The organism is Paraburkholderia sp. CNPSo 3272 (assembly GCF_024206495.1).
Classification (GTDB): Bacteria; Pseudomonadota; Gammaproteobacteria; order Burkholderiales; family Burkholderiaceae; genus Paraburkholderia.
Genome location: NZ_JAMBPQ010000004.1, coordinates 150,204 through 172,154, shown reverse-complemented (window position 1 = coordinate 172,154; position 21,951 = coordinate 150,204). Strand labels below are relative to the sequence as shown.

Genomic DNA, 21,951 nt, shown 5'->3' with positions numbered 1-21,951 from the left:
CCGCGCTCAGAGCTGCTTTTCGATGTCCGCTGCAATGGCCTCGGGTTTCGTCATGGGCGCATAGCGCTTCACCACGCCGCCGTTGCGGTCGACCAGAAACTTCGTAAAATTCCACTTGATGCCGCCGAGCCCGAGCAGCCCCGGCGCCTCGCCCGTGAGCCAGCGATACAGCGGATGCGCGTTCGCCCCTTTCACGTCGATCTTTTCGAATATGGGGAACGTGACGCCGAAGTTCTTCTCGCAGAAGCTGCCGATCTGCGCGGCGTCGCCGGGTTCCTGCTTGCCGAACTGGTTACACGGAAAGCCAAGCACCGCGAGCCCGCGCGCGGCGTACTGGTCGTGAAGCTTTTGCAGGCCCGCGTACTGCGGCGTGAATCCGCATTCGCTCGCGGTATTGACGATCAGGAGCACCTTGCCCGTATAGCGCTCGAGGCTCACCGGCTCGCCGCCGCCGAGCGGCTGCGCCGAAAACGAATAGATCGAAGTCATCTGGCTCTCCCCTGGAAAAGCGCCAGTCTACGTGAGAAAACGCGCAATTAGCACTCGACCAGACGGCTAGCCGTTTGGCCAATGCCGGCCGCAGCGCGGCACAGGCTGCGCGCCCCGGTTTAAAATACCGCCTTCTTTCGTTTTCTTCCCGCCGGCGCCGTCGTGATCCGCTTCAACCAATTCAGTCTCGCCCGCGGCACCAAGCCGCTTTTCGAACAGACCTCGTTCACGCTGAACCCCGGCGAAAAAGTCGGTCTCATCGGCGCGAACGGCGCGGGCAAATCGACCCTGTTCGCCGTGCTGCGCGGCGAACTGCACGCCGACGCCGGCGACTTCTCACTGCCGCCGTCCTGGCGCATCGCGCACGTCGCGCAGGAAACCCCGGCCGTCGACCGCACCGCGCTCGACTACGCGCTCGACGGCGACGCCGCGCTTCGCGAGATCGAGGCCCGCATCGCCGCGGCCTCGGCGGCGCACGACGGCGCGGCCGAAGCCGAAGCGCACGGCGCCTTCGCCGACGCCGATGGCTACACCGCTCCCGCGCGAGCCGAAGCGCTGCTGCTCGGCCTCGGCTTCACGCTCGAGCAAACGCGCCAGCCGGTGGCGAGCTTCTCGGGCGGCTGGCGCATGCGCCTGAACCTCGCGCAGGCGCTCATGTGCCGCTCCGACCTGCTGCTGCTCGACGAGCCCACGAACCACCTGGATCTGGACGCGATCGTCTGGCTCGAAGACTGGCTGCACCGCTATCCCGGCACACTCGTCGTGATCTCGCACGACCGCGAATTCCTCGACTCGATCTGCAACGTCACGCTGCATCTGGAGAACCAGCAGATCAAGCGTTACGGCGGAAATTACTCGCAGTTCGAGATCCTGCGCGCGCAACAACTGGCGCTCCAGCAAAGCGCGTATGAGAAGCAGCAACGCACCGTCGCCCATCTGCAAAGCTTCATCGACCGCTTCAAGGCCAAGGCCACCAAGGCGCGCCAGGCGCAAAGCCGCGTGAAGGCGCTGGAAAAGATGGAACTGATCGCACCGGCGCATGCCAGTTCGCCGTTCACGTTCGAATTCCGCACGCCCGACTCCGCGCCCAACCCCATGCTCGTAATGGAAGACGTGCGCTGTGGCTATCGGGCCGAGGACGGCAGCGAAACGCCGATTGTAGAGCGCGTCACGCTGTCGATCCAGAACGGCCAGCGCATCGGCCTGCTCGGTGCGAACGGCCAGGGCAAGTCCACGCTCATCAAAACACTCGCGGGCACGCTCGCAGCGCTCTCCGGCGAGCTGCGCACGGGCAAGGGCCTGCAAATCGGCTATTTCGCGCAGCACCAGCTCGAAACGCTGCGCCCCGACGACACGCCGCTCCAGCATCTCGCCCGTCTTGCGCCCGACACGCGTGAGCAGGAACTGCGCGACTTCCTCGGCGGCTTCAACTTCCCCGGCGAGATGGCCACGGCGCCCATCGCGCCTTTCTCGGGCGGCGAGAAGGCGCGCCTCGCGCTCGCGCTCATCATCTGGCAAAAGCCCAACCTGCTGCTGCTCGACGAGCCGACCAACCACCTGGACCTCGAAACGCGCCATGCGCTGACCATGGCGCTCGCGCAGTTCGAAGGCACGCTGATCCTCGTGTCGCACGACCGGCACCTGCTGCGCGCCACGACCGATCAGTTCATGCTGGTGGCGAAGCACCGTCTGCAGCCTTTCGACGGCGACCTCGACGACTACCGCGACTGGCTGCTGCAACACGCGGCCGAGCAACGCGCGGCGCTCAAGGAGGCCGCTGCCGGCATGGCGGATGCGGCAAACTGTGCAACTGCCGCCGATGGCGTCAATCGCAAGGAACAGCGTCGCCAGGAAGCGGAACAGCGCCAGAAGGTTGCACACCTGAAGAAGCCGTTACAGGCGAAAATCGGCAAGATCGAAAAGGAAATGGATGCGCTCAACAGCGAAAAGAGCACGCTCGACGCCTTCGTCGCCGACCCGGCGAGCTACGAGCCTCAGCAGAAGAGCCGCCTGACCGATGCGATTCGCCGCCAGGCCGAAGTCGCCTCGCGCCTCGAAGCGCTCGAAGCCGAATGGCTCGATGCGCACGAGGAACTCGAACAAATCGGCTAGCGCAGCGCTGAATCACCATCGCGCAGTTAGGCGCTTTCGCCAGGTATTTTCGCCAGGGAGCCACGAGTGTCGTCACCCGCCGCATTGCAGGGCCTTCGCGTACTGGATCTGACTCGCCTTCTGCCCGGGCCCGTGGCCACCTTGCGGCTCGCGGAAATGGGCGCCGATGTCCTGAAAATCGAGCCGCCCGGTGCGGGCGACGCGGCGCGCGTGATGATGCAGAGCGCGCTGGACGAAGTGGCCGCTCGCCCCGGTGCGTTCTATCGCCTCGTCAATCGCGGCAAGCGCGAAACGCGAGTCGATCTGAAGACCGAGAGCGGCCGCTCGGTGTTGTTCGCGCTCGCGCGCGACGCCGACGTGCTCGTTGAAAGCTTCCGGCCCGGTGTGATGGACCGCCTCGGCGTAGGCTACGAGGCATTGCGCAAGGTCAATCCGAAACTCGTCTACTGCGCGATCACGGGCTACGGCACGACTGGCCCGTTCGCCGGCCACCCGGGCCACGACATCAACTATGTCGCCTATTCGGGCGTGCTCGACCAGTTGGCCGCGCGCGACGGCGTGCCGGTGCTGCCCAACTTCCAGATCGCCGACCTGCTTGGCGGCGCGCTCAGCGCAGTGACGCAGATTCTCGCGGCGCTCTGGCATGTGGCGCGCGGCGGAGAGGGCCGTTTCGTCGATGTTTCGATGGCGCACGCGAGCTACGCGCATAACGTGGTCGCCCAGGTGGCGCTCGCCAACGACGACGCCGCGGCGCTGCAGCCAGGGGGCGGGCTGCTCAACGGCGGCGTGCCCTGCTACAACCTCTATCGCACGCAGGACGGGCGGTGGCTCGCCGTCGGCGCGCTCGAGCTGAAGTTCTGGCAGACGCTGTGCCAGGCCATTGGCCGCGAGGACTGGGCCGAGCGCCACTGGAGCCTCGGTCAGGCGATCGGCGGCGCGGACGCCGCCGCGCTCACCCGCGAGCTGGCGGCCATCATAGAGTCCGAGTCGCTGCAGACCTGGATCGATCGTCTGGAGGCGATCGACACTTGTGTTTCGCCCGTCCTCACGCCGGGCGAGGCTTCGCGTCATCCCCTCTTCAATGCCGAAGTGCTGCAAGCCATGATGGACGAAATGGCCGCGAGGCAAACGCAGCAGGCCGCGCCAGCGATGCAGGCGGCGGCGCCGTTTCAGCCGGGCGGTCAACCGCCGGGCGCGCCTGCCGTCCCACCTGCCCGGCCGGCCCAACCCGGCCAATCCGGTCAACCTTCGCAGCCCGCCCAGGGCACCGATATGCCGGGCGCGCCTGGCGCCAAAAAACCCTTCACTTACGGCCCCTGGGGCTAGCCCTCGCCGTATCAGGCGCCACTCCTGAGCACGATGAAAAATGGGCGCTTCGCAGCGCCCATTTTTGTTTAGCGTCGCGGCAGCGTTTGCCGCGGCGTCCGTTCGTCGTCGTACATAACGTATTTGCGGCCCTCCACATGGTGCGCAATGGTGCTGCGCACTTCGGCCGCCGTCACGTCTTCCGCCACGACACGGCGCGAAATGCGCCCGTCGCCGTCGATCCACTCGACGATGCGGCACGTGCTGCCCCAAGGTTGCAGGAGCGGCTCGGACACCCGGCAGCCGCGCACGACGATCGAACGACCGTCGAAGGACGTATCAGTCTGTTTCAAGTCGCTATCCTTTCCGCTCGACACGGGTTGAACATCGCGCCAAGGATAGGGAAATCGCAGTCTGAAATGGTTACAGCCGGAACCAGGGTTGTTACTAATCATTACGCGCCAGTACAGGCCGGCGGCACGCGCGCGGCGTGGTCAATCCAGTTCACGTACGCGGTCGATCGCTTCCTCGAGGCGCTCCACGGCAATCACCTGTAAACCTTCGATCGGCTGTTTCGGCGCATTGGCGCGGGGAATCAGCGCGCATGAAAAACCGAGCTTCGCCGCTTCCTTCAGACGATCCTGGCCACGCGGCGAGGGCCGGATCTCGCCCGCGAGGCCGACTTCCCCAAACACGATCAGACCCTTGGGCAACGCCTTGTTACGCATCGAAGAGTGAATCGCGAGCAGCACAGCGAGATCGGCCGCCGGCTCCGTGATCTTCACACCGCCCACGGCGTTGAGGAACACGTCCTGATCGAAGCACGCGATGCCGGCATGGCGATGCAGAACCGCCAGCAGCATGGCGAGCCGGTTTTGTTCGAGGCCGACGGCCAGGCGCCGCGGATTCGGCACGTGCGCCGTGTCGACGAGCGCCTGCACTTCGACGAGCAGCGGCCGCGAGCCTTCCTGGGTCACGAGCACGCAGGAGCCCGGCACGCTCTGCTCGTGCTGCGAGAGAAAGAGCGCCGAGGGATTCGCCACGCCGCGCAGGCCCTTCTCGGTCATCGCGAACACGCCCAGCTCGTTGACCGCGCCGAAGCGGTTCTTGAACGCGCGCACGAGCCGGAACGACGAGTGCGTGTCGCCTTCGAAATACAGCACGGTGTCGACGATGTGCTCGAGCACCCGCGGACCCGCGAGGTTGCCCTCCTTCGTCACGTGGCCGACCATGATGATCGCCGTGCCCGACTGCTTCGCGATGCGCGTGAGCTGCGCCGCGCACTCGCGCACCTGCGCAACCGACCCGGGTGCGGAAGTCAGCGCTTCGGAGTAGATCGTCTGGATCGAGTCGATGACCGCGACGTCGGGCTTCTCAGCCTCGATCGTCGCCTGGATCTTTTCGAGCTGGATCTCGGCGAGCAGCTGCAGCTCGCTCGCCAGGGAGCCGGGATCGAGCAGCGCCAGTCGTTGCGCGCGCAACGCGATCTGCGCCGCCGACTCTTCACCGCTTATATACAGCGCGCGACGCTCGGCCGCGATCTGCGCGAGCGACTGCAGCAGCAGCGTCGATTTACCGATCCCGGGGTCGCCGCCGATCAGCACCACGCCGCCCGCCACGAGGCCGCCGCCCAGCACGCGGTCGAATTCGCCCACGCCGGTCGTGAAGCGCGGCACGTCGGACGCCTCGATATCGGCGAGTCGCCGCACCGGGGCGCTCTTCGCGAGCGACTGGAAACGGTGGCTGCTCGCGGTTTCCGCAACGCCCTCCACGAGCGTGTTCCACGCGCCGCACGCGGGGCACTGGCCCTGCCACTTGGGAGCCTGCCCGCCGCATTCGGTACACGTATACAGTGTCTTGACCTTCGCCATGCTCTTTGCCATGGCGTTATTCGGCCCGCACGGGAACACGCGGCGCAACGGCGCACATCAGCTCGTAGCCGATCGTTCCGCAGGCTTTCGCGACGTCGTCGATGGGCAGATTGTTGCCCCACAGTTCGACGCGCGCGCCGACGCCCGCGGTATGCACTGGCGTGAGGTCGACGGTGAGCATGTCCATGGAGACGCGGCCCACCACATGCGTGAGCACGCCGTCGACGATCACGGGCGTGCCCTCGGGCGCGACGCGCGGATAGCCGTCGGCGTAACCGCACGCCACCACACCGATGCGCATGGGCTTGCGCGCCGTGAAGATCGAGCCGTAGCCGACGGTCTGCCCTTCGGCGACGTGCTGCGTGGCGATCAGTTCGGACGCGAGCGTCATGGCCGGCTGCAGGCCGGTGCCTTCGAGCGCCGAGGCGAAGCCCGATGGCGAAGCGCCATAAAGAATGATGCCGGGGCGCACCCAGTCGAAGTGCGTCGACGGATGCCAGAGCGTGGCGGCCGAATTGGCGAGGCTGCGCGCGCCGGCAATGCCTTGCGCGCCGCGCTCGAACGTCTCCATCTGCTCGCCCACGCCGCGCGGCGTGTCAGCGTCCGCGAAGTGCGTCATCAGCGTGATCTGGCCGATACCGGCACAGGCACGCGCACGCTCCCATGCGGCGCGGTACTTCTCCGGCGTGTAGCCGAGCCGGTTCATGCCGCTGTTCATCTTGAGCTGGACGTTGACCGGCTTCGACAGACGCGCCATTTCGAGCATGCGCATCTGCTCGTCGCTGTGCACGACGGTCGTCAGGCTGTAACGGTCGATCACGTCGATGTCGGTGGGCCGGAAAAATCCTTCTAGCAGCAGGATCGGCCCCGCCCAGCCGAGTTCGCGCAGCTTCACGGCCTCCTCGAGGTCGAGCAGACCGAAACCGTCGGTTGCACGCAGGCCGGGAAAGGCGCGCGCGAGCCCGTGCCCGTAGGCGTTGGCCTTCACCACGGCCCACATTTTCGACTTTGGCGCGTACTTGCGGACAACGGCGAGGTTATTGGCGAGAGCGGCGGTGTGAATCGTTGCTGAGAGGGGGCGCGGCATGGGAGATTTTTCGCAAAGACGCTTTTGAATCAGGAGCTTACAGGGTGTTTTCAGCGCCCCGCAGGCCCGCCTGACGGGCGCTCAAGGATTGTGCTAGTCCGAATGCACCTATTTTCGTGATATAAAGCCCTGCGCACAACCCATTTCGAACGTAATAAGCCCGGATGCCTCCAACCCGTCCGGGGCGGACGGACCGCAGCGAGGAAAGCATCGCATCAGATGAAAAAAGGCTTTTACACCATCATGGCCGCGCAGTTTTTTTCGTCGTTGGCCGACAATGCGCTCCTCATCGCCGCAATTGCACTGCTGAAAGACCTCCACGCCCCGAACTGGATGACGCCGCTGCTCAAGCTGTTCTTCGTCCTCTCCTACGTCGTTCTTGCCGCCTTCGTCGGCGCCTTCGCAGATTCCCGCCCCAAGGGCCGCGTGATGTTCATCACGAACACGATCAAGGTCGTGGGCTGCGCCCTGATGCTGGCAGGCACCCATCCTTTGTTTGCCTATGGCGTAGTGGGTTTCGGCGCTGCGGCTTATTCGCCCGCCAAATATGGCATCCTCACCGAGCTGTTGCCGCCTGAGCGCCTCGTCGCCGCCAACGGCTGGATCGAGGGCACGACGGTCGGCTCGATCATTCTCGGCACCGTACTCGGCGGCGCGTTGATCAGCCCCCACATCGCCTCGCATGTGCTGCGCCATACGCCCGCGGCGATCAGCACCCCGGCCGAAGCCGCGATGGTCGTCATCATGGTGATCTACGTGATCGCCGCCCTCTTCAATCTGCGCATTCCCGACACGGGCGCGCGCTACCCGCGCCAGCAGCACGGTGTCATCCGCCTCATCACCGATTTCGCCGACTGCTTCAACACACTTTGGCACGACAAGCTCGGCCAGATCTCGCTCGCGGTCACGACGCTCTTCTGGGGCGCGGGCGCGACGCTGCAGTTCATCGTGCTCAAGTGGGCCGAAGTCTCGCTCGGTATGTCGCTCTCCGAAGGCGCGGTGCTGCAGGCCGTGGTGGCTGTGGGCGTGGCGGCCGGCGCGATGATCGCGGCCGCACGCGTGCCGCTCAAGAAGTCGCTCTCGGTGCTGCCGGTCGGCATCATCATGGGTCTTGCGGTCATGCTCATGGCGTTCTATACGCGCCATCTCTTTCCGCCGCATTGGGGCCTGCATATCGGCCACATGCGCATTCCCGGCTACCTGATTTTCGCGTACCTCTTTCTCATGGTCGTGGGCGGTCTTTCGGGCTTCTTCGTCGTGCCGATGAACGCGCTGCTCCAGCACCGGGGCCACGTGCTGCTCTCCGCGGGCCACTCGATCGCCGTGCAGAATTTCAACGAGAACCTCTCGGTGCTCGTGATGCTGTGCCTCTACGCCGTGCTCGTCTGGCTCGACGTGCCGGTGACCATCGTGATCGTGCTGTTCGGCACGTTCGTCTGTCTGATGATGTGGCTCGTGATGCGCCGCCATCAGGCGAATCAACGCTCGTTCGACTCGGTCGCGCTGATAGGCGAAAATCACAGGCATTGATGGGCGCGCCTGACCGTACACCGTCCGGCCGCCACTTCTGCTGAAACGATCCTTCCCTGCGCACGCGCGGCATGTCTTGTCGACCCGGCCGCGCGCGACGCGCACCTGACGCTGCCATGACTTCACCGATTTCCAACGTTCTCACGATCGCCGGCTCCGACTCGGGCGGCGGTGCGGGCATTCAGGCCGACCTCAAGGCGTTCTCCGCGCTCGGCGCGTATGGCGCGAGCGTCATCACGGCACTCACCGCGCAGAACACGCGCGGCGTCACCGCGATCCACGCGCCCGACGCGGGATTCATCACCGCGCAGCTCGACGCCGTGTTCGACGACATCCGTATCGATGCTGTGAAGATCGGCATGCTCGCCAACGCGCAGATCGTGCGCGCCGTCGCCGAGGCGCTGCGCCGCCATCAGCCTGCGCGCGTCGTGCTCGACACCGTGATGATCTCGAAGAGTAATCACGCCCTGCTCGCGCCCGAAGCCGTCGCCGCGCTGCGCGAGGAGCTGCTGCCGCTAGCGGGCGTCGTCACGCCGAATCTGCCGGAAGCGGCGGCGTTGCTCGGCGTGTCGCCCGCCACAGACGAAGCCGCGATGGTCGAGCAAGGCGAAGCGCTGCGCGCGCTCGGGGCGCAGGCGGTGCTGATGAAAGGCGGCCATCTGGGCAGCGCGGACAGCCCCGACTGGCTCATCGAAGCCGGCGGCACGCTGCGCCTGGGCGGCCCGCGCGTGCCGGTCACGAATACACACGGCACGGGCTGCACGCTTTCGTCTGCGATTGCTGCACTGTGGCCGCAGCGCGGAGCGCTCGCAACGGCCATTGACGAAGCCAAGCAGTATCTGACGGCCGCGCTCGAGGCCAGTGAGCGGCTCGACGTCGGTCATGGCGTCGGACCCGTGCATCACTTCTGGCGCTGGTGGTGAGCGTGCTTGCGCGCGCTCATTGACGGGCAAATGCCGCGGCGCGCGCGGGCCAGTCGTCGGGAACGATGAAGCCGCGCGACTGTTCGCGGTAGCCGCCTGTGCCGTCGGCCGTGAACGCCGCGATCAGTGCGGGCTCGTCGGGGCGGGCTAGTGCGTCGAGTAACGCGTCGGGGTCGACGGTGGGCGCAGCCGCCAGTCTGCGCGGCGCGAGCCACGCGAGCCTCGGCAGCACGCTCCAGCCATCGGCCGCCTGTTGTCCGGCGAACGCCGGCCAGTCCGAGCGCGTCACCCACCAGCCGCGCCCATGATCGGCGGCCAGCTCGGGGACGTCTTCCACCCGTGACGGCGCCGCCTGCCCCGCCCGGTAGAAAAGCCAGCCTTTCACGAACATCTGCGCGAGCCACTGGCCTTCATAGCCCAGCGAGGCAAATTCTTCGTGCGCGCTCAAACGCAGTTGGCGGTCGCGCAGATGCGTGAGCTTCAGATCAAAGCGATCGCGCAGATTCGGCCCGACGAAATCGGCAAGCGATGCGCGTGCGTCGCCGCCCGGTCCTGCGTGCAGGTAGCACTTCACCGCCAATTCCCAATGCAGAGGCTCGCCGGCGCGCGTGCGCACGAGAAAATCGCACTCCCCGAGCGTGAGCCCCGCGCGCCGCAGCGGCACGTTCTGCGCGACGAGCTGCGCGGCCGGTCCATGCGCGAGAAACCATCCCAGCAAATTCTCCGCATAGCGGCCAAGGCGGTGCGTCGGCGCGGCCATAAGCGCTTCGTGCAGACGCGCCGGATCGCGATCGAGTCGCGCGAGCCAGTCGCGTGTGGCGCACGCTTCACCGGCATCGGCGCACCATTGCGCCAGCGGCGCGAGCGGAAGTTGCGCACGCAACAGATCGGCGCTGAAGAGCAGCCACGCGAGATCGCGCACGGCCGGGTCGTCGAGGCGATCGATTACGTCGTGGTTCGTACCTGTACCAGGGACGCGCTGGGACCCAGCATCGTCTTGCGGCCCGCCGTCGCCCCCGGCGCATTGGGCACCGGACACGTCCGCGGGCCGCGCGGTGCTCATCGCTTGCCGCCGGATGCCGCACGCCAGGTATCGCGCGCGAGACAGAGGTCGGTCCAGGCCTTCGCCTTGTCGTGCAGGCTGCGCAGCAGATAAGCGGGGTGATAGGTGACGATGACGGGCACGCCCTCGTACTCGTGGACGCGTCCGCGCAGCGACGCGATGCTGCCATCGGTCTTGAGCAGGCTCTGCGCCGCAAAGCGCCCGAGCGCGACGATGATCTTCGGCTTCACGAGCGCCACCTGACGCTGCAGATACGGCTCGCAGCGCGCGACCTCGTCGGGCTCCGGATTGCGGTTGCCAGGCGGGCGGCACTTGATCACGTTCGCGATATAGACGTTCTCTTCCCGTGCGAGCGAGAGCGCACGCAGCATGTTGTCGAGCAGCTTGCCGGCCTGGCCGACGAAGGGCTCGCCCTGGCGGTCTTCGTTCTCACCGGGCGCCTCGCCGATCAGCATCCAGTCGGCCTCACGATCGCCTACGCCGAACACGGTGTGGGTGCGCTTCTCGCACAGGCGGCAGCGCGTGCACGAGGCCACGCGTTCGGCGAGCGCGTCCCAGTCGAGCGTCGCGACATCGTTGCGCGGCACGCCGTCAGCCTGAGCGGGCTCGGCGTCGTGTAGCAGAACCGGCTGGGCCGCAGTGTCGAACCAGGCGAAATCTTCGTCGGTCAGGGGCGGCGGTTCGTCCGATGAATGCGGGGCGGCCTTCGATGGCGAAGCGGCGCGCGCAACGGGTTGCGGCGGTCGCGTGCGCTCCGGGGCGGCCGGCTGTGCTTCGATGGGCTGCGGCGCAGCGACCGGTCGCGGGGATTCCACCGCCGACGCCACCGGCGCCTCCGGCGCTTCTGCTCCCGCGCGCCTCACCGCAGGCGACGGCGCAACGGCGTCATCTTCACGAGCCGCATCGAGCGGCGCGGCACCCCGTGCCCCTTTGCGCACCCACCGCGGCGCGAGCCCAAGCTCCTCCAACGCGATCTCATCGAGCGACATCCGCGCCCTCCCCTGCAAAAGAAAAACGCATCACGAGTGCGTCCTCGCGGCTGTGATGCCGGGCCGGATAGTAGTTCTTGCGGCGGCCGATCGTGACGAAGCCGAACTGTTCGTAGAGCCGGATTGCCCGGTGATTCGAAGGCCGGACTTCGAGCAGCAGGCCGTCGAGACCCTGCATGCGCGCGATGCGCACCGCCTCGCGCAGCATGGCGAGTCCCGCGCCCGCACCCTGCGCCGGAGGCGCGACGCACAGATTCAGCAGATGCATCTCGTCGACCACAGGCATCAGCACGCAATAGCCGATCAGCGTGCCGGTGACATGACGCATGCACAGCCCGTAGTAGCCATTGCGCAGCGAGTCTTCGAAGTTGCCGCGCGACCACGGAAACTCGTACGCGGAACGCTCGATGATCGCGACTTCGTCCAGGTCGCTTTCGGTCATCGGCGACAGGTAGCGGTCGGTCATGAGCACGCCGCTCATTGCGCGCCCTCGCCACCTGCGCCGCCTTGGGCCGCAGCCTTCGCGGCAAGGCGCTCGGCCGTGGTCTGCGCGACCTTGTTGCGCACGTATTCCGGAGCCGCCCGGTCGGCGGGTTGCGTGCGGCCCGCGCGATAGGCGCGCAACGCCGCGTGCGCCAGCGGCAACGCATGCGGGAGCGCCTCGGCGTCGACCGTGCGCGCGGCGGCGGCGGCCGTCAGGCGCGCGCCGAATGCGGCCGCGGCGTTGCCGGCCAGCGTGAACGGTGCGTCGGGCGCGGCGATGTGCTCCGGCGAGTCGAGCGATGCGGCCTGCAGCGTGCGCCAGTCGCCGGCTGCGGCGTCCCATGCGTAATCGGCCCAGTAGGCTTCGTCCATCCGTGCGTCGAGCGCGGCCAGCACGCGGGTCGCGGCGGGATCGCGCAGCCGCGCGCTCTCCGCGCACACGAGCAGCGTTCCCACGGGGACCACAGGGATATCGAGGCCGAACGCGAGCCCCTGGGCCACGCCCGTGGCCGTGCGCAGCCCCGTGAAGGAGCCCGGACCCGCGCCGAACGCGATCGCGTCGCAATCGGCGAGCGTGAGGCCGGCTTCGTCGAACAATTCGCCGATGGCCGGCAGGAGCCGCGTGCTGGAGACGGCGCCCGTGGCTTCGTGGCGCACCCAGACGCTGACTTCGGAGCGCGACGCGCAGGCGCTCTCGCCGCCAGTAGAGAGAGAATCATCTGCGCCGCCAGGGGCGACGCGAAGCAGCGCGACCGAGCAATATTCGGTCGAAGTATCGAGGGCAAGCAGCACAGTTTCGGTCATGAGCGCTATTGTAATGCCCCGCCCCCCGCGCGGGCCCAGCGCTCTCGCCAACTGGCGGGTGCGCCGGCGTTATGGCCTCCTGCGGTTTATCCGTGCCCGGCGCGAGTGGAGGAATCGCTCCAGCTTTTCCGGGGTTTGCGCTGCTACCATCGGCGCGCTGACCTGAACCACTATGCGGAGGAAACAACCATGAGCGACGTGAACACACAGTTCGCCCAAGCCCAGCAAGACGTGCAGCAACTGCCGGAGCGTCCGGGCAATCTGACGCTGCTGCGCCTCTATGCACTCTTCAAGCAGGCCACCGAAGGCGACGTGCACGGCGACAAACCCGGCTTCACCGATATCGTCGGCAAGTACAAGTACGAAGCGTGGGCCGCACTGAAAGGCACCGCGCAGGAAACGGCCAGGCAGCAATACGTCGAACTCGTCGAATCGCTCAAGAACGGCGCCACAAGCTGAACCCGTGCCACTGACAAGGCGCGCCTGACGAGTTGAGGCACCCCGCCCACTGCCCGCCGACTGCCTCACGCCGCCGCTCCCGTACCCTCGCGGTGCGTCGCTCTGGCGCGCCGCAACAAAACGCGATATACTTCGCGCTGCGTTGCGCTCCGGTCGCTCGTTCGATCAGCACAACGCCTCGTAGCGTTAAGCTCCAATCCAGTTTAGAACCTGTCCCCTCCTGCCCTGGCCCTGTTTTCGGGCCGTCAAGTATCAGGCTGGCGACTGGCCAATCCCGGCCAAGTCGCACCCAAAACAGCTTCTAACGAAAAAATCCCCCATTGATGGGCGGATTGCCCCCGTTTTTCGATTTGTTCGCAAAATCCGACGACTTGGGTATGCCGATTGGCGCCGACGTTCTATTTCCTGTGTAACAAGGATTTTCATGACTTCGAGCAATACCCAAAGCCCCCTGGACGCAATCGCCGATCAGGCCCTCGGTCTTTCCGCCGCCGCCGCCGACGCTTCCGCTGAAGCCCCCGCGCAGGCAGCCGATGCTACCGACGGTTCGGCGTTCGCGGCACTCGGTCTGTCGCCGGAGATCGTCTCCGCGCTGATCGCAGCGGGCTACAAGGCTCCGACGCCCGTACAGGAACGCGCCATTCCTGTCGCCATCGCCGGCCGCGACCTGCTGGTCTCGAGCCCGACCGGTTCGGGCAAGACCGCAGCCTTCATGCTGCCCGCCATCGAGCGCTTCGCTCAGATCCAGAAGACCCTGGCCGCCCAGCCGCGCGAGCCGCGCCCGCAAGGCGCGAATGGCCAGCAAGCCGATCGCCGCCAGCGCCGTCCGCAACCGGTGGCACGCCCCGGTCTGCTCGTCCTCACGCCTACGCGTGAGCTCGCGATGCAGGTGACCACAGCCGCTTCGACGTACGGCAAGCACCTGCGCCGTCTGCGCACGGTCAGCATTCTCGGCGGCGTGGCGTACGGCCAGCAGCTGATGCTGCTCGCCAAGAACCCCGAGATTCTCGTGGCGACCCCGGGCCGTCTGCTCGATCACCTCGAGCGCGGCCGCATCGACCTGTCCGAACTCAAGATGCTCGTGCTCGACGAAGCCGACCGCATGCTCGACATGGGCTTTATCGACGACATCGATACGATCGTCGCCGCTACGCCCGAAACGCGTCAGACGATGCTGTTCTCGGCCACGCTCGACGGCAAGATCGCCTCGATCACGGGCCGTCTGCTGAAGGACCCGGAGCGCATCGAGATCGTGCGCAAGGTCGAAGCCGCTTCGAACATCGCGCAAACCGTGCACTACGTGGACGACCGCGATCACAAGGATCGTCTGCTCGACCATCTGCTTCGTGACGAAAGCCTCGACCAGGCTGTCGTGTTCACGGCCACCAAGATGGACGCCGACCAACTGGCCGGCAAGCTCGCCGACGCTGGCTTCGAAAGCGCCGCGCTGCACGGCGATCTGCCGCAAGGCGCGCGCAACCGCACGATTCGTGCGCTGCGCGAGCGTCGCGTGCGCGTGCTCGTCGCGACCGACGTCGCGGCGCGCGGCATCGACATCCCCGGCATCACGCACGTCTTCAACTATGACCTGCCGAAGTTCGCCGAAGACTACGTCCACCGTATCGGCCGTACCGGTCGTGCTGGCCGCTCGGGCACGGCGGTGAGCCTCGTGCATCATGCCGAGCAAGGCGCCCTCAAGCGCATCGAGCGCTTCGTGCGCTCGCCGCTGCCAGTGAACGTCGTGGCAGGCTTCGAGCCGCGCAAGGCACCGCCGGCGAACCGTGGCTTTGGCGGCCGTGGCCGTCCGGGCGGCGGCAACGGCGGCGGCCGTCGCTTTGGTAACGGTGGTGGCAACGGCAAGCCGGGTGGCTACGGCGCCCGCGGCGGCCAAAGCGGCAACGGCGGTGGCGATCGCAACGGCAACAGCTGGGGCAACAAGCCGGAAGGCTCGCGCGGCGGCTACGGTGCCCGCGAAGGCGGCTACAACTCGGGTTCGCGTGAAGGCGGCTTCGGCGGCGGCTCGCGCGGCGGCGAAGGCAACCGCGGCGGCTACGGCCAGCAACGCGAAGGCTACGGCCGCTCGCGCGAAGGCGGTGGCGGTTACGGCGCACGTCGTAACGATGGCCCGCGTGGCGCACGTCGCGACAGCTAAATCGAGCAAAACGGCGCGGCGCGGCCTTCGAGCCGCCCCGCCGCCGCAGCGAAATACCCAGGACCGGTGCTCAGGCACCGGTCTTTTTTTATCCCCGCGTAGATTTCACGATACGAAAAATTTTTTTGCTGGGTAAAAAATTGTGCTGCGTGGCACAAAGGGACCCATTGCAAGATGGAAAACAACGTTTCACATCTCAAAAATAATCACATAACCGTTTGATTTTATTTAAATAAAAAACCTCGAAAAAGCCCGGTGCTTAGCTGTTGCTGGTCCATCGATTTGCCTAGACTCTTATATAAGAGTCCGCGAAAAGAAACGCCCAAGCTCAGATCCCCGGCGTTTGCGGTTCGCGGGATTCAGCGGATAAGCAGTTTCGTTTCAGCGATCCACTCATCAGGCAAACGAAGGAGCCCACCATGTCGACTCGTCAACAGCAAGCTCAGCAACTCCAACAGCAATGGGAAACCGATCCGCGCTGGAAGGGCATCAAGCGCAACTACACGGCTGAAGACGTGGTGCGCCTGCGCGGCTCGGTCCAGCCGGAGCACACGCTCGCGAAGCACGGCGCCGAAAAACTCTGGAAAGGCGTGAACACCGAGCCGTTCATCAACGCACTGGGCGCGCTCACGGGCAACCAGGCCATGCAGCAGGTGAAGGCCGGCCTCAAGGCGATCTATCTCTCGGGCTGGCAGGTCGCGGGCGACGCCAACCTCGCCGGCGAAATGTACCCGGACCAGTCGCTATATCCGGCCAACTCCGTGCCGCAGGTGGTCAAGCGCATCAACAACACGCTCACGCGCGCGGACCAGATCCAGTGGTCCGAAGGCAAGAACCCCGGCGACGAAGGCTATGTGGATTACTTCCAGCCGATCGTGGCCGACGCGGAAGCGGGCTTCGGCGGCGTGCTCAACGCGTTCGAACTGATGAAGGCGATGATCGAAGCAGGCGCCGCGGGCGTGCACTTCGAAGACCAGCTCGCCTCGGTGAAGAAGTGCGGCCACATGGGCGGCAAGGTGCTCGTGCCGACGCGCGAGAACGTCGCCAAGCTCACGGCCGCGCGTCTGGCCGCCGACGTCTGCGGCGTGCCGACCGTGCTGCTCGCCCGCACCGACGCGGAAGCCGCCGACCTCGTGACGTCCGACATCGACGATAACGACCGTCCGTTCCTCACCGGCGAGCGCACCGTGGAAGGCTTCTTCCGCACGAAGAACGGCCTCGAACAGGCGATCTCGCGCGGTCTCGCCTACGCGCCGTACGCCGACATGATCTGGTGCGAAACGGGCAAGCCCGATCTGGAGTTCGCGAAGAAGTTCGCGGAAGCGATCCACAAGCAGTTCCCGGGCAAGCTGCTCTCGTACAACTGCTCGCCGTCGTTCAACTGGAAGAAGAACCTCGACGACGCGACGATCGCCCGGTTCCAGCGCGAGCTGGGCGCGATGGGCTACAAATTCCAGTTCATCACGCTCGCGGGCTTCCACTCACTCAACTACTCGATGTTCAATCTCGCGCACGGCTATGCGCGCCAGAACATGAGCGCGTTCGTGGAACTCCAGCAGGCCGAGTTCGCCGCAGCCGAGAAGGGCTTCACCGCCGTGAAGCATCAGCGCGAAGTGGGCACCGGCTACTTCGACGCCGTGACGCAGACGGTCGAGCGCGAGGCTTCGACCACGGCGCTGCACGGTTCGACGGAAGACGAGCAGTTCTTCGACAAGAAGGTGGCGTAAGACCACTGGCAGCAACGGCGGCGCCAGCCGCCGCGCTCCAACGGGCAGCCGGCACGCGTACCTTGGCGGGGCGCGCCGGCGGCCTGCCGACGCGGCGCGGGTGCATGCCGCAGCGCGTTCAGGGAGGAAGCGGTAAAGGACACAGGCCGCGCGTGCTGGACAGAATCCGGCCCGCGGCTCGCCCAGCCAACGCAGCGGGCGAGCATGGCCTCGTGCTTCATTGCGAATCCGGGAAAAGCGCCAGCTAGCGATACACGATCACGGGAATCTTCGTGTGGGTAAGCACGCGCTGCGTCTCGCTGCCGATCAGCAGGCTGCCGAGCCCGCGACGCCCGTGCGAGGCCATGAAGATGACGTCGCAGCCGCCCTCTTCGGCGGCTTCGATGATGCCGAGATACGGCGAGGGATGCACGCTCGTGCGGCTGTCGCAGATCACGCCCGCGTTGCGTGCCGCCGCCTCGATTTCGTCCAGATGCACGCGCGCCTCTCGCTCACTGCGCGTCTGGAAGTCGCCGGGCGGCTCGATCACCACGTCGGCGTAAGGCGAGTACGGATATTGTGGCAGGCACGCGTAGGCCGTGATGCGCGCGCCCACGGTGCGGGCGAGGTCGATCGCGCCGTCGATCGCCTTTTTCGACAGTTCCGAACCGTCCGTGGGAACGAGGATGTGCTTGAACATGGCGCCCTCCGTGGTCTATCGGATTACGGGCAAGTCAAGGATCAAAGTCCAGGGTGAAGACGCGGGGCGAAGACTCAGCGAGCGTCTCACGCGGGCGAGCGCCTGGGCCCTCAGGTCGATTGTAGTGCGCGAAAAATCCGTGCAGGCCGTGCGTGCGGGTCATCCCGGATATCGGAAACGCGCACGGCGCCCCTATCCCCAGTAACCGGGTTGACCGTAGGTATGCTTGAGATAGTCGAGAAAGAGGCGCACGCGCAGCGGCAAATGGCGGCGCTGCGGAAACACGGCGTGAATGCCGATGGGCGGCGCGGCGAACGCGTCCAGCACGGTCACGAGCCGGCCCGCCGCGACGTCCTCGCCGACTTCCCACCACGAGCGCCACGCCAGACCGTGGCCAGCGAGACACCACTCATGCAGCACGGCGCCGTCCGAGCATTCCATCGTGCCCCCCACGCGGATCGACACGACTTTGCCGTCCTGCTGGAACGCCCAGCCGCGCTGCTGGTTCAGACTCGCGCCGAAGGCGAGACAGTTATGGCGCGCGAGGTCGGCGGGCGTTTCGGGCTCGCCGCGGCGCGACAGGTACGCGGGTGCCCCCACGCAAACGCGCCGGTTCTCACCGAGCTTGAGCGACACCAGCGACGAATCGGGCAATTCGCCGAGGCGCACGGCGCAGTCGAAGCCTTCGTTCACGAGATCGACGAGCCGGTCCGAAAGATCGAGCGCGATGCTCACATCCGGGTGCGCGACCGTGAAATCGGGCACGAGCGGCGCGACATGGCGACGCCCGAAGCCCGCCGGCGCGGACACGCGCAGATGGCCGCTCGCTTTCACGCCGCCCTCGGACACACTCGCCTCGGCGTTCTGCATGTCGTGAATGATTCGCTGGCAGTCCTCGAGGAACGCCGATCCTTCGAACGTGAGCGTGATGCGCCGCGTGGTGCGCACGAGCAGCTTCACGCCGAGGCGCTCTTCGAGTGCGTCGATGCGCCGGCCGATGATGGCGGGCGCCACGCCCTCGGCCTGGGCGGCGGCGGAAAGGCTGCCCTTGGCGGCCACGGTGACGAAGGTCTCGATCTGCTTGAAGCGGTCCATCGGCGAACACGGCGCGCACTGGGCGACCGAAACAGTGGAAAAGAGAAGACAGGCCCACAGATTAGGTGGGTAAAAGTAAAAGATCAAGTGATCAATCCCGCCTTTTTCAGTGATGTGACTCATGAATACAATCGACATCGACCTCTGAAGACGGAGCGCAAGGCTATGTCGGCCACAACGACACCCTCAACGACACGATTTCCCAAGGCAGTGATCTTCGACGCCTACGGCACGCTTTTCGACGTGCATTCGGTCGTCGCCGCCGCCGAGCAGATGTTCCCAGGCCAGGGCGAAGCGCTGTCGCAGCTGTGGCGCCTGAAGCAGATCGAGTACACGCAGCTGCGCACGCTCTCCGACCCGGCCGGCGCGCGCTATCGCCCGTTCTGGGACATCACGCTCGACGCGCTGCGCTACGCCGCGCGCCGCCTGAACCTGTCGCTCACGGGCGCGGGCGAAAAACGTCTCATGGACGAATACGCTTGCCTCTCGGCATTCCCCGACGTGCTGCCCGTGCTGCGCCGCCTGCGTGAGCCACGCGAAGACGGCACGCGAATGGGCCTTGCGATCCTCTCGAACGGCAACCCGCAGATGCTCGACATCGCGGTGAAGAGCGCCGGCATGAGCAGCCTCTTCGACCACGTGCTTTCGATCGATGCCGTGCACGCCTACAAGCCGGCCGCCGCCGCGTATTCGCTCGGCACGGCCGCCTTCGACGCCGCACCGCGCGAGCTGGTGTTCGTGTCGTCGAACGGCTGGGACGCCGCGGGCGCGGGCTGGTTCGGCTACACCACGTTCTGGATCAACCGCCAGCGCTTACCCGCCGAAGAACTCGGCGTGGCGCCGCATGGCACCGGCGGCGGCATGGCGGAACTCGCCGCCTTTCTCGAAACCGCTGCGCCCGAGAGGCAAAGCCGCCCTCGCCCCAGCCCGGGCGCGTGACGGACGAGCCGCTCGCCGCAGCCACAACAACCACACATTCACAGTCTGACCGACCAAGGAGCAAGCAAATGGCGAACACATTGCAACTGCCGCAAGGCATGCAGATCACGGCTGACATCCAGCCCGGCTTCGAAACGATCCTCACGCCCGAAGCGCTCGATCTCGTCGCGAAGCTGCACCGCGCGTTCGAGCCGCGCCGCCAGGAACTGCTGAAGGCACGCGTCGAGCGCACGAAGCGCCTCGACGCCGGCGAGCGTCCCGACTTTCTTGCCGACACGAAATCGATCCGCGAAGGCGACTGGAAGATCGCGGCGCTGCCGAAGGATCTCGAATGCCGCCGCGTGGAAATCACGGGCCCGGTCGAGCGCAAGATGATCATCAACGCGCTGAACTCGGGCGCGGACGCGTACATGACCGACTTCGAGGACTCGAACGCGCCGAACTGGGAAAACCAGATCGTCGGCCAGCTGAACCTCAAGGACGCAGTGCGCCGCACGATCTCGCTCGAACAGAACGGCAAGACCTACAAGCTCAACGACAAGACCGCCACGCTGATCGTGCGTCCGCGCGGCTGGCACCTCGACGAAAAGCACGTGACGGTGGACGGTCAGCGTGTGTCGGGCGGCATCTTCGACTTCGCGCTCTATCTCTTCCACAACGCGAAGGAACTGATCTCGCGCGGCAGCGGCCCGTACTTCTATCTGCCGAAGATGGAAAGCCACCTCGAAGCGCGCCTGTGGAACGACGTCTTCGTCGCAGCGCAGGAAGGCGTGGGCATCCCGCGCGGCACGATCCGCGCGACGGTGCTGGTCGAGACGATCCTCGCCGCTTTCGAGATGGACGAGATCCTCTATGAACTGCGCGAGCACAGCTCGGGGCTGAACGCCGGCCGCTGGGACTACATCTTCTCTGCGATCAAGAAGTTCAAGAACGACAAGGACTTCTGTCTTGCCGACCGCGCGCAGATTACGATGACCGTGCCGTTCATGCGCGCCTACGCGCTCGAACTGCTCAAGACCTGCCACAAGCGCAACGCACCGGCTATCGGCGGCATGAGCGCGCTCATCCCGATCAAGAACGATGCGGCCGCCAACGACAAGGCCATGGGCGGCGTGCGTTCGGACAAGGCGCGTGACGCGACCGATGGCTACGACGGCGGCTGGGTTGCGCACCCGGGCCTCGTGCCCATCGCGATGGAAGAGTTCGTGAAGGTGCTCGGCGACAAGCCGAATCAGATTGGCAAGCAGCGCGCGGACGTGAACGTCACGGGCAAGGATCTGCTCGACTTCCGTCCGGAAGCGCCGATCACCGAGACGGGCCTGCGCAACAACATCAACGTGGGAATCCACTACCTCGGCTCGTGGCTCGCGGGCAATGGCTGCGTGCCGATCCACAACCTGATGGAAGACGCCGCGACCGCCGAAATCTCGCGCTCGCAGGTGTGGCAGTGGATCCGCTCGCCCAAGGGCAAGCTCGAAGACGGCCGCAAGGTCACGGCCGAACTCGTGCGCGAACTGATCCCGCAGGAGTTGGACAAGGTGAAGGCGTCGGTCGGCGGCGACACGAAGCCGTACGAGCGCGCCGCACAGATCTTCGAGCAGATGTCGACGTCGGAAAACTTCGTCGAATTCCTGACGCTGCCGCTGTACGAAGAGATCTAATCGTTCGGTACATCTAACGAATTGCCGACGAGAAAGGCCTGGCGGGTGCGAGCCCGCCGGGCCTTCGTGTTTTCACGCGCCGCGTCTCGAGCCGTCAGCGCCCACGCCGATGCGCGACCCAGTCGCCGCCTGCGATCTCGGGGCGTCCGGCAATGGCGGCGGACGCAACCGGATAGTAGAGGCAAGCGATGCGTTCGCCCTGCAGCTCGATATCCACTTCCTGCGAAACGAACAGATTGTCGACGCCCGGATACACCTGCTCGATTTCGTCGAGCACGGCGAGGAGCGCGTCGTCGATTTCGTAGACGTCGCCGACGACCGTCGAGTGTGCGTCGGCCGACCCGGCCACCATCCCCGGATAGCTGCCGAAGTCGAAGAGGCGGCCGGCGAGCTTGGTGAGCCCGAGGTGGCGCGGGCGCGCGATTGCGTTGCGATCCGCCGCGAGGTTGATGTCGTTGATCTCGCCCGCGCGCAGCGTGCCGTAGACGAACACGTATTTCATGGCATTACTCTCCTTCAGGGCGGCTCGCCCCACACGAGCACGCTGTCGATTCGCCCTCATTATGCCCGGCCATCAATGCGT

Annotated in this window: 20 protein-coding genes; 9 read left to right on the top strand and 11 right to left on the bottom strand. The window is 66.1% G+C overall.

All coding sequences use genetic code 11. The features are described from left to right. Positions 1-6: 6 nt before the first annotated feature. Entirely contained in the window at positions 7-489 is a 483-nt protein-coding gene (locus tag M3I53_RS07045; RefSeq protein ID WP_254315235.1) for a glutathione peroxidase, read from the bottom strand. 162 nt (positions 490-651) lie between these two features. Between M3I53_RS07045 and M3I53_RS07040 the strand changes: the two genes are divergently transcribed. Both M3I53_RS07040 and M3I53_RS07035 read left to right on the top strand, forming a co-directional pair. Next, positions 652-2,601 carry an ATP-binding cassette domain-containing protein gene (locus M3I53_RS07040; protein ID WP_254315234.1) on the top strand — a complete coding sequence of 650 codons (1,950 nt, stop codon included), beginning with the start codon at positions 652-654 and terminating at the stop codon, positions 2,599-2,601. A gap of 66 nt (positions 2,602-2,667) precedes the next feature. Then, positions 2,668-3,927 carry a CaiB/BaiF CoA-transferase family protein gene (locus M3I53_RS07035; RefSeq protein ID WP_254315233.1) on the top strand — a complete coding sequence of 420 codons (1,260 nt, stop codon included), beginning with the start codon at positions 2,668-2,670 and terminating at the stop codon, positions 3,925-3,927. A 68-nt stretch (positions 3,928-3,995) separates the two neighbouring features. Here the strand turns inward: M3I53_RS07035 and M3I53_RS07030 are convergent, their stop codons facing one another. The 3 genes from M3I53_RS07030 to alr all read right to left on the bottom strand — a co-directional run bounded on the left by M3I53_RS07030 (position 3,996) and on the right by alr (position 6,864). Beyond that, positions 3,996-4,259 (bottom strand): DUF2866 domain-containing protein, encoded by a 264-nt coding sequence (locus tag M3I53_RS07030; protein ID WP_254315232.1) that lies wholly within the window; start codon positions 4,257-4,259, stop codon positions 3,996-3,998. A gap of 141 nt (positions 4,260-4,400) precedes the next feature. Beyond that, positions 4,401-5,777, bottom strand: a complete 1,377-nt coding sequence (radA, locus tag M3I53_RS07025; protein ID WP_254315395.1) for a DNA repair protein RadA — start codon at positions 5,775-5,777, stop codon at positions 4,401-4,403. 16 nt (positions 5,778-5,793) lie between these two features. Continuing rightward, on the bottom strand, positions 5,794-6,864 hold the full coding sequence (alr, locus tag M3I53_RS07020; protein ID WP_254315231.1) for an alanine racemase: 1,071 nt from the start codon (positions 6,862-6,864) through the stop codon (positions 5,794-5,796). Between the two features lie 219 nt (positions 6,865-7,083). Here alr and lplT point away from each other — a divergent pair, with 219 nt between their 5' ends. Next, positions 7,084-8,394, top strand: a complete 1,311-nt coding sequence (lplT, locus tag M3I53_RS07015) for a lysophospholipid transporter LplT (protein ID WP_254315230.1) — start codon at positions 7,084-7,086, stop codon at positions 8,392-8,394. Positions 8,395-8,510: 116 nt separating this feature from the next. Then, on the top strand, positions 8,511-9,317 hold the full coding sequence (thiD, locus tag M3I53_RS07010; protein WP_254315229.1) for a bifunctional hydroxymethylpyrimidine kinase/phosphomethylpyrimidine kinase: 807 nt from the start codon (positions 8,511-8,513) through the stop codon (positions 9,315-9,317). 16 nt (positions 9,318-9,333) lie between these two features. On the opposite strand, the gene M3I53_RS07005 is transcribed toward thiD, so the two are convergent. Genes M3I53_RS07005 through tsaB form a run of 4 tightly spaced genes read right to left on the bottom strand, consistent with a single transcriptional unit; the run spans position 9,334 to position 12,656 of the window. Beyond that, positions 9,334-10,380 (bottom strand): DUF1853 family protein, encoded by a 1,047-nt coding sequence (locus tag M3I53_RS07005; RefSeq protein WP_254315228.1) that lies wholly within the window; start codon positions 10,378-10,380, stop codon positions 9,334-9,336. Further along, positions 10,377-11,369, bottom strand: a complete 993-nt coding sequence (locus M3I53_RS07000; protein ID WP_254315227.1) for a uracil-DNA glycosylase — start codon at positions 11,367-11,369, stop codon at positions 10,377-10,379. Before M3I53_RS07000 ends, M3I53_RS07005 begins: the two co-directional genes overlap by 4 nt. Next, on the bottom strand, positions 11,356-11,850 hold the full coding sequence (gene rimI, locus M3I53_RS06995) for a ribosomal protein S18-alanine N-acetyltransferase (RefSeq protein WP_254315226.1): 495 nt from the start codon (positions 11,848-11,850) through the stop codon (positions 11,356-11,358). The genes M3I53_RS07000 and rimI overlap by 14 nt, the downstream gene beginning before the upstream one ends. After that, positions 11,847-12,656: a tRNA (adenosine(37)-N6)-threonylcarbamoyltransferase complex dimerization subunit type 1 TsaB gene (tsaB, locus tag M3I53_RS06990; RefSeq protein WP_254315225.1), complete on the bottom strand. Its 810-nt coding sequence runs from the start codon at positions 12,654-12,656 to the stop codon at positions 11,847-11,849. Before tsaB ends, rimI begins: the two co-directional genes overlap by 4 nt. A 189-nt stretch (positions 12,657-12,845) precedes the next feature. Between tsaB and M3I53_RS06985 the strand changes: the two genes are divergently transcribed. The 3 genes from M3I53_RS06985 (at position 12,846) to aceA (ending at position 16,994) form a co-directional block, all read left to right on the top strand. Then, on the top strand, positions 12,846-13,115 hold the full coding sequence (locus M3I53_RS06985) for an acyl-CoA-binding protein (protein WP_254315224.1): 270 nt from the start codon (positions 12,846-12,848) through the stop codon (positions 13,113-13,115). Between the two features lie 424 nt (positions 13,116-13,539). Beyond that, positions 13,540-15,267 (top strand): DEAD/DEAH box helicase, encoded by a 1,728-nt coding sequence (locus tag M3I53_RS06980; RefSeq protein ID WP_254315223.1) that lies wholly within the window; start codon positions 13,540-13,542, stop codon positions 15,265-15,267. A 419-nt stretch (positions 15,268-15,686) separates the two neighbouring features. Further along, on the top strand, positions 15,687-16,994 hold the full coding sequence (gene aceA / locus M3I53_RS06975) for an isocitrate lyase (RefSeq protein WP_254315222.1): 1,308 nt from the start codon (positions 15,687-15,689) through the stop codon (positions 16,992-16,994). 244 nt (positions 16,995-17,238) lie between these two features. On the opposite strand, the gene M3I53_RS06970 is transcribed toward aceA, so the two are convergent. Both M3I53_RS06970 and M3I53_RS06965 read right to left on the bottom strand, forming a co-directional pair. Then, positions 17,239-17,673 (bottom strand): universal stress protein, encoded by a 435-nt coding sequence (locus M3I53_RS06970; RefSeq protein WP_254315221.1) that lies wholly within the window; start codon positions 17,671-17,673, stop codon positions 17,239-17,241. Between the two features lie 192 nt (positions 17,674-17,865). Then, on the bottom strand, positions 17,866-18,768 hold the full coding sequence (locus M3I53_RS06965) for a LysR family transcriptional regulator (RefSeq protein ID WP_254315220.1): 903 nt from the start codon (positions 18,766-18,768) through the stop codon (positions 17,866-17,868). Positions 18,769-18,933: 165 nt separating this feature from the next. Here M3I53_RS06965 and M3I53_RS06960 point away from each other — a divergent pair, with 165 nt between their 5' ends. Then, positions 18,934-19,707 carry a haloacid dehalogenase type II gene (locus M3I53_RS06960; RefSeq protein ID WP_254315219.1) on the top strand — a complete coding sequence of 258 codons (774 nt, stop codon included), beginning with the start codon at positions 18,934-18,936 and terminating at the stop codon, positions 19,705-19,707. Positions 19,708-19,775: 68 nt separating this feature from the next. After that, positions 19,776-21,368: a malate synthase A gene (aceB, locus tag M3I53_RS06955; RefSeq protein ID WP_254315218.1), complete on the top strand. Its 1,593-nt coding sequence runs from the start codon at positions 19,776-19,778 to the stop codon at positions 21,366-21,368. A gap of 94 nt (positions 21,369-21,462) precedes the next feature. Here aceB and M3I53_RS06950 read toward each other — a convergent pair whose 3' ends face one another. Further along, the gene (locus tag M3I53_RS06950) at positions 21,463-21,870 is read right to left on the bottom strand and encodes a gamma-glutamylcyclotransferase (RefSeq protein ID WP_254315217.1); all 408 of its coding nucleotides are present in this window, start codon (positions 21,868-21,870) and stop codon (positions 21,463-21,465) included. Between the last annotated feature and the right edge of the window lie 81 nt (positions 21,871-21,951).

Bases quoted from the DNA above. Each gene is read 5' to 3' on its own strand.
- M3I53_RS07045 (WP_254315235.1), bottom strand. From the start codon at position 489: ATGACTTCGATCTATTCGTTTTCGGCGCAGCCGCTCGGCGGCGGCGAG.
- radA (WP_254315395.1), bottom strand. From the start codon at position 5,777: ATGGCGAAGGTCAAGACACTGTATACGTGTACCGAATGCGGCGGGCAG.
- alr (WP_254315231.1), bottom strand. From the start codon at position 6,864: ATGCCGCGCCCCCTCTCAGCAACGATTCACACCGCCGCTCTCGCCAAT.
- lplT (WP_254315230.1), top strand. From the start codon at position 7,084: ATGAAAAAAGGCTTTTACACCATCATGGCCGCGCAGTTTTTTTCGTCG.
- thiD (WP_254315229.1), top strand. From the start codon at position 8,511: ATGACTTCACCGATTTCCAACGTTCTCACGATCGCCGGCTCCGACTCG.
- M3I53_RS07005 (WP_254315228.1), bottom strand. From the start codon at position 10,380: ATGAGCACCGCGCGGCCCGCGGACGTGTCCGGTGCCCAATGCGCCGGG.
- M3I53_RS07000 (WP_254315227.1), bottom strand. From the start codon at position 11,369: ATGTCGCTCGATGAGATCGCGTTGGAGGAGCTTGGGCTCGCGCCGCGG.
- rimI (WP_254315226.1), bottom strand. From the start codon at position 11,850: ATGAGCGGCGTGCTCATGACCGACCGCTACCTGTCGCCGATGACCGAA.
- tsaB (WP_254315225.1), bottom strand. From the start codon at position 12,656: ATGACCGAAACTGTGCTGCTTGCCCTCGATACTTCGACCGAATATTGC.
- M3I53_RS06985 (WP_254315224.1), top strand. From the start codon at position 12,846: ATGAGCGACGTGAACACACAGTTCGCCCAAGCCCAGCAAGACGTGCAG.
- M3I53_RS06980 (WP_254315223.1), top strand. From the start codon at position 13,540: ATGACTTCGAGCAATACCCAAAGCCCCCTGGACGCAATCGCCGATCAG.
- aceA (WP_254315222.1), top strand. From the start codon at position 15,687: ATGTCGACTCGTCAACAGCAAGCTCAGCAACTCCAACAGCAATGGGAA.
- M3I53_RS06970 (WP_254315221.1), bottom strand. From the start codon at position 17,673: ATGTTCAAGCACATCCTCGTTCCCACGGACGGTTCGGAACTGTCGAAA.
- M3I53_RS06965 (WP_254315220.1), bottom strand. From the start codon at position 18,768: ATGGACCGCTTCAAGCAGATCGAGACCTTCGTCACCGTGGCCGCCAAG.
- M3I53_RS06960 (WP_254315219.1), top strand. From the start codon at position 18,934: ATGTCGGCCACAACGACACCCTCAACGACACGATTTCCCAAGGCAGTG.
- aceB (WP_254315218.1), top strand. From the start codon at position 19,776: ATGGCGAACACATTGCAACTGCCGCAAGGCATGCAGATCACGGCTGAC.
- M3I53_RS06950 (WP_254315217.1), bottom strand. From the start codon at position 21,870: ATGAAATACGTGTTCGTCTACGGCACGCTGCGCGCGGGCGAGATCAAC.